This window comes from Streptomyces phytophilus (assembly GCF_013870535.1).
Taxonomy (GTDB): Bacteria; Actinomycetota; Actinomycetes; order Streptomycetales; family Streptomycetaceae; genus Streptomyces; species Streptomyces phytophilus.
Genome location: NZ_JACBXC010000348.1, coordinates 1 through 5,231, shown reverse-complemented (window position 1 = coordinate 5,231; position 5,231 = coordinate 1). Strand labels below are relative to the sequence as shown.

The window sequence follows — 5,231 nt, the reverse complement described above, 5'->3', positions numbered from 1 at the left end:
GCAGGTCCGCTGCTCGTCGCGTACGCCATCGACCACGCCGTGCCCGCGCTGCGGCGCGACGACCACGGCCCGCTGCTCGCCGTCGGCATCGCGTACGCGATCTGCGCGCTGGCCTCCGGGCTGCTCCAGCACACGTTCGTGCGTGCCGCCGCGCGCATCAACCAGGACGTGCTGCTCGACCTGCGCGGCCGCATCTTCCGCCACGCGCAGGTCCTCGACGTCGACTTCCACGACCGCTACACCTCCGGCCGGCTCATCTCCCGCTCCACCAGCGACGTGGAGTCGCTGCGCGAGCTGCTGAGCGAGGGGCTCCAGGAGCTGATCGTCGTCGTGCTCCAGGTGGTGTACATCGCGGCGCTGCTGCTCTGGCTGGACCTCGGGCTGGGCGGGGCGGCGCTGCTGTCATTCGTGCCGCTGTACGCGCTGATCCGCAACTTCCAGCGGCGTTCGATCAAGATCTACACCAAGCGGTCGACGGCGATCGCCCAGGTGATCGTGAAGTTCGTCGAGACGATGAACGGCATCCGGCCCGTGCAGGCGTTCCGCCGGGAGCGCGCGAACGACGGGGACTTCGACCGGCTCAACGGGCACCACGAGCGGGTCAACGGCGACTCCATCCTGGAGATGGCCCGTTACGTGGTCTGCTCCCGGCTGACGGCGAACTTCTTCGTGGCGGGGATCGTGCTGTGGGGCGCGTACCGGGTGGCGGAGGACGACCTCGCGCTGGGCGTGCTGGCCGCGGCGGTGCTGTACCTGCGGCGCCTGTACGACCCGATCGACCGGCTCGGGATGTTCCTCAACTCCTACCAGTCGGCGGCGGCGTCGCTGCAGAAGATCGCCGGGCTGCTGGCGCAGCGGCCGGGCGTCGCAGAGCCGGCGGACCCGCGTCCGCTGCCGGCGCCCGCGGAGGGGCTCCCGGGCCGCGAGGTGCGCTTCGAGGGGGTCGGCTTCTCGTACCGTACGGGCGGCGAGGTGCTGCCCCGCTTCGACCTGACCGTGCCGGCCGGGCAGACGGTCGCGGTCGTCGGCTCGACGGGCGCGGGGAAGTCGACCCTGGCCAAGCTGCTCGCGCGGTTCTACGACCCGAGCGCGGGGCGGGTGCTGCTGGACGGGGTGGACCTGCGGGAGATCGCGAACGCGGAGCTGCGGCGCGCGGTGGTGATGGTCACGCAGGAGGCGTTCCTGTTCTCGGGCACGGTGGCGGAGAACATCGCGATCGGCCGCCCGGACGCGACCCGCGGGGAGATCGAGGCGGCGGCCAAGGCGCTGGGCGCCCACGAGTTCATCACCGCGCTCCCGGACGGCTACGACACCGACGTACGCAAGCGCGGCGGGCGCATCTCGGCGGGCCAGCGCCAGTTGGTCGCCTTCGCCCGCGCGCTGCTGGCGGACCCGGCGGTGGTGATCCTCGACGAGGCCACGTCCTCGCTGGACATCCCGGGCGAACAGGCGGTCCAGCAGGCGATGCACACGGTCCTGCACGGGCGTACGGCGGTGGTCATCGCCCACCGCCTGTCGACGGTGGAGATCGCGGACCGGGTCCTGGTGATGTCGCAGGGCCGCGTCGTGGAGGACGGCCCGCCGGCCGCCCTGATCGCCGACCGCGGGCGCTTCGCGGCGCTGCACCAGGCGTGGCAGGACAGCACGATCTGACCCCCGGCCGGGTGGCGGGGCGCCGCCCGGCCCGCGCTACCCGGCGCGCAGCCAGGCGTCGAGAGCGGCGAAGTCCGCTTCGGTGAGGCCCCGGCCGGGATCGACGCGGTGGAGGAGGGTGCGTTCCGGGTGGTGCGCGGCCACCCAGGCGCGGTCGGCCCCGGTGATCTCGTCGTCGACCCACGCGAAGGGCCGCCCGGCCGCCCAGTCGACCAGGAGCGGGGTCTTCCAGTGCAACCCGCCGGGCTCGTCCGCGTCGGGCTCCGGGATGTCGACCACCGGCAGGTCCGGCAGGCCGAGGAGCGGGGCGACGGTCTCGTTGGCGTCGGCCTGCCAGGTGGTGGCCCACACCAGGTCGCACGGCAGCGCCGCGAGCCGGGGCCCGTCGGCCGGTTCGACCCGGGCCAGCAGCGGGTTTCCGGCGCCCGGCGCCGGGGGCGCCGCCGCCCGGCCCGGTCGGCGGCCGGTCCAGGCGGGGCCGAACGGGATGAGGGGGCCGTCGACGTCGAGGAAGAGCAGCGGGCGTACGGAGTCGGTCACAACCGCACGTTAATGCCATGCAGCCGGTGGGCACCTGGACGCCCCCGTCCGGCCGCTTTCGACCGCTACCGACCGATTCAGCGCCGAGTTCGGACATCAACAGGACCCAAAGCACTCAGCGTGTCCGCTCTAGCACACTACGTGACCGGAATGCTATTCTTCGTTTCGGCTTTCACACCATGAAAGTTGGCGATTTCCTCTCCGGTAACCGCAGCTCAGCGCACGCGTCACTGGACTGGACCATAAAGGGTGGCGGTCCCCCCTTCTCAGGCAGGCGTTCCTATGCGTCACTCTTGTCGTGTTCGCATCAGAACACCGGTCTGTCCGTACAAGCAGCACCAGCACCGCCTCTCCCCACCCCCACAGAGCACACGAGTGCCAGGAGGCCGCGATGCACTTGAACAGATCACTGACCCACCGCCTCTTCTCCCGCCGGTCCGGCCGCACCCGCGCCGGCGCCGCCGTCGTACTCGGCGCATCCCTCGCCCTGGTCGCGGGGCTCACCGCGCCGTCGGCCGCATCCTCGCCGGCGGCAGGCAGCGACACGAAGAAGAAGAACCCCGTCCCGCTGGGCCACGCCTACATGGGCATGGGGGTCGACGCCGAGCAGTCGTCCCCCGACGTCAGCCCGATGGACCACACCGGCGGCGTGCAGGGGATCGACATCTCGCACTGGCAGGGCAGCATCAACTGGTCGTCGGTGCGCAGCGCCGGGATCCAGTTCGCCTGGATGAAGGCGACCGAGGGGACCACTTACAAGGACCCGTCGTTCAACACCAACTACCCCGCCGCGTACCGCGCCGGGGTCATCCGCGGCGCGTACCACTTCGCCCGGCCGAACTCCTCCAGCGGCGCAACCCAGGCCAACTTCTTCGCCTCCAACGGCGGCGCCTGGTCCCGCGACAACCTGACGCTGCCCGGCGTGCTGGACATCGAGAACAACCCGTCGGGCTCCGCCTGCTACGGGCTCTCGCAGTCCGCGATGCGCAACTGGATCCTCGACTTCTACAACACGTACAAGGCGCGGACCAGCCGTGACGTCGTCATCTACACCAGCCCGAGCTGGTGGAACAGCTGCACCGGCGGCTGGAACGGCATGTCCTCGCGCAGCCCGCTGTGGGTCGCGCACTGGACCTCCGCGCACAGCCCGTCGCTCCCGGGCGGCTTCCCCTTCTACACGGTGTGGCAGTACACGAGCACCGGCCGGGTGAGCGGCATCTCCGGCAACGTCGACCGCGACAAGTTCAACGGCAGCCGCGACCGGCTGCTGGCGCTGGCGAACAACACCCCGTAGGACGGGGACCGCATGCGACGAAGGGGCCGGCCGGGCTGACGGCCGGCCCCTTCCGCACGGGCCCCGCGCCGAGGGGTCACAAAAGATGAAAGTTGCTCTACTCTTCCGCCATGTCGTGGACGCGTAAGCTCCGAACGGCCCTTCTCCCGCTCGCCGCCCTGGGCGCGCTGCTGCTCACCGCCGCACCAGCCGCCGCGCACGAGGAGCGCCCCGTCGAGTTCCCCGACGGCACCGGCAGCGTGCCGACGTACCGCGACGAGGAGCCCGACCTGCTGGTCTGCAAGCCCGGCCGGGCGGACTTCGAGGCGCGCGTGGCCGACTTCCCCACCGCCCTGCGCGAGCGCAACCTCCGGCTGTACGAGCGCTGCCGCGACCGCGGCTACGAGCACCTGCAGGAGGCCGTCGACGCCGTCGACGCGCCCGGTACGACCATCGCCGTGCTGCCCGGCGTCTACCTGGAGGAGCCCAGCCGGCCCAAGCCCGCGGGCGAGTGCGCGCGGCTGAAGGCGCCGCGGTCCGACTTCGGGTACCAGATCCTGTCGTACGCGCAGCAGGAGCGCTGCCCGCACAACCAGAACCTCGTCGCGATCATGGGCAAGAAGGACCTGCAGATCGAGGGCACCGGCGCCGACCGCGGCGACGTCGTCATCGACGGCCAGTACCGCAAGCTCAACGTCATCCGCGCGGACGCCGCCGACGGCGTCTACTTCCGCAACTTCACCGCCCAGCGCTCCACCTTCAACTCGCTGTACGTGCTGGCAGCGGACGGCTTCGTCATCGACGACGTGCTCACCCGGTGGAACGACGAGTACGGCTTCCTGACCTTCGCCTCCGACCACGGCCTGTACCGCGACTGCGAGTCCTACGGCAACGGCGACTCCGGCATCTACCCGGGCAGCGCCTCCGACATCAACGACGGCCGCGGCTACGACGTGGACCGCTACGCCATCGAGATCACCGGCTGCCGCAGCCACCACAACATGGTCGGCTACTCCGGCACCGCGGGCGACTCCGTCTGGGTGCACGACAACGAGTTCGACCACAACATGGGCGGCGCCTCGATGGACAGCGCCTTCCCCGGGCACCCCGGACTGCCGCAGAACCACGCCAAGTTCGAGCGGAACCTCATCCACGACAACAACCAGAACTACTACCCGTACGTCGCCGACGGCACCTGCGCCAAGCCGCCGGCGGAACGCGGCTACGAGCAGGGCGTGGTCTGCCCGCAGATATCCATGCCGCCCGGGACCGGCATCATCACCGCGGGCGGCAACTGGAACCTCTACCGGGACAACTGGATCTACGGGCACCAGCGCGCCGGGTTCTACCTCAACGCCGTCCCCGCGTTCATCCGCGGCGAGGGCGCGCTCGGCAAGCAGCTCGACACCTCGCACCACAACCGCTACGCCGGCAACCACCTCGGCGTCGACCGGGCGGGCAACGAGCGGCCCAACAGGACGGACGTGTGGTGGGACGGGCAGGGCGAGGGCAACTGCTGGCAGCAGGACGCGGGGGCGAGCAACCCGCGCACCCTGCCGGAGTGCGGCTCGCGGCCGGGCGACGTCTCGGGCGGCTCGGACCGGATCGTCGGCGAGCCGGTCAAGCTGGCGCAGCTGCTGGTGTGCGCGGAGTACGACGTGCAGGCGCGGAAGCTGCCCGCGGGGTGCGACTGGTACGGGGCGCGGGGCATCGAGCGGATCGAGGTGCAGATCGCGCTGGCCGTGGCGGTGGTGCTGGAGCTGCA

The 5,231-nt window shown here is 71.2% G+C and carries 4 protein-coding genes; 3 read left to right on the top strand and 1 reads right to left on the bottom strand.

The window, feature by feature from the left end:
- Positions 1–1,653, top strand: a 1,653-nt coding sequence (locus tag H5J30_RS16645) for an ABC transporter ATP-binding protein (RefSeq protein ID WP_181788214.1), incomplete at its 5' end; no start/stop codon positions are given.
- Positions 1,654–1,689: 36 nt separating this feature from the next.
- Here H5J30_RS16645 and H5J30_RS16640 read toward each other — a convergent pair.
- Positions 1,690–2,193, bottom strand: coding sequence for an HAD domain-containing protein (locus H5J30_RS16640; protein WP_181788213.1), 504 nt, complete (start codon positions 2,191–2,193; stop codon positions 1,690–1,692).
- Between the two features lie 391 nt (positions 2,194–2,584).
- On the opposite strand from H5J30_RS16640, the gene H5J30_RS16635 reads away from it, so the two are divergent.
- Both H5J30_RS16635 and H5J30_RS16630 read left to right on the top strand, forming a co-directional pair.
- Positions 2,585–3,487, top strand: coding sequence for a lysozyme (locus H5J30_RS16635; RefSeq protein ID WP_181788212.1), 903 nt, complete (start codon positions 2,585–2,587; stop codon positions 3,485–3,487).
- A gap of 110 nt (positions 3,488–3,597) precedes the next feature.
- Positions 3,598–5,231 (top strand): right-handed parallel beta-helix repeat-containing protein (locus tag H5J30_RS16630; protein ID WP_181788211.1); only part of this gene is annotated, 1,634 nt, incomplete at its 3' end.

What these genes read in the sequence shown, in the direction of transcription:
- H5J30_RS16635 (WP_181788212.1), top strand. Translation starts at nt 2,585, where the DNA reads ATGCACTTGAACAGATCACTGACCCACCGCCTCTTCTCCCGCCGGTCC.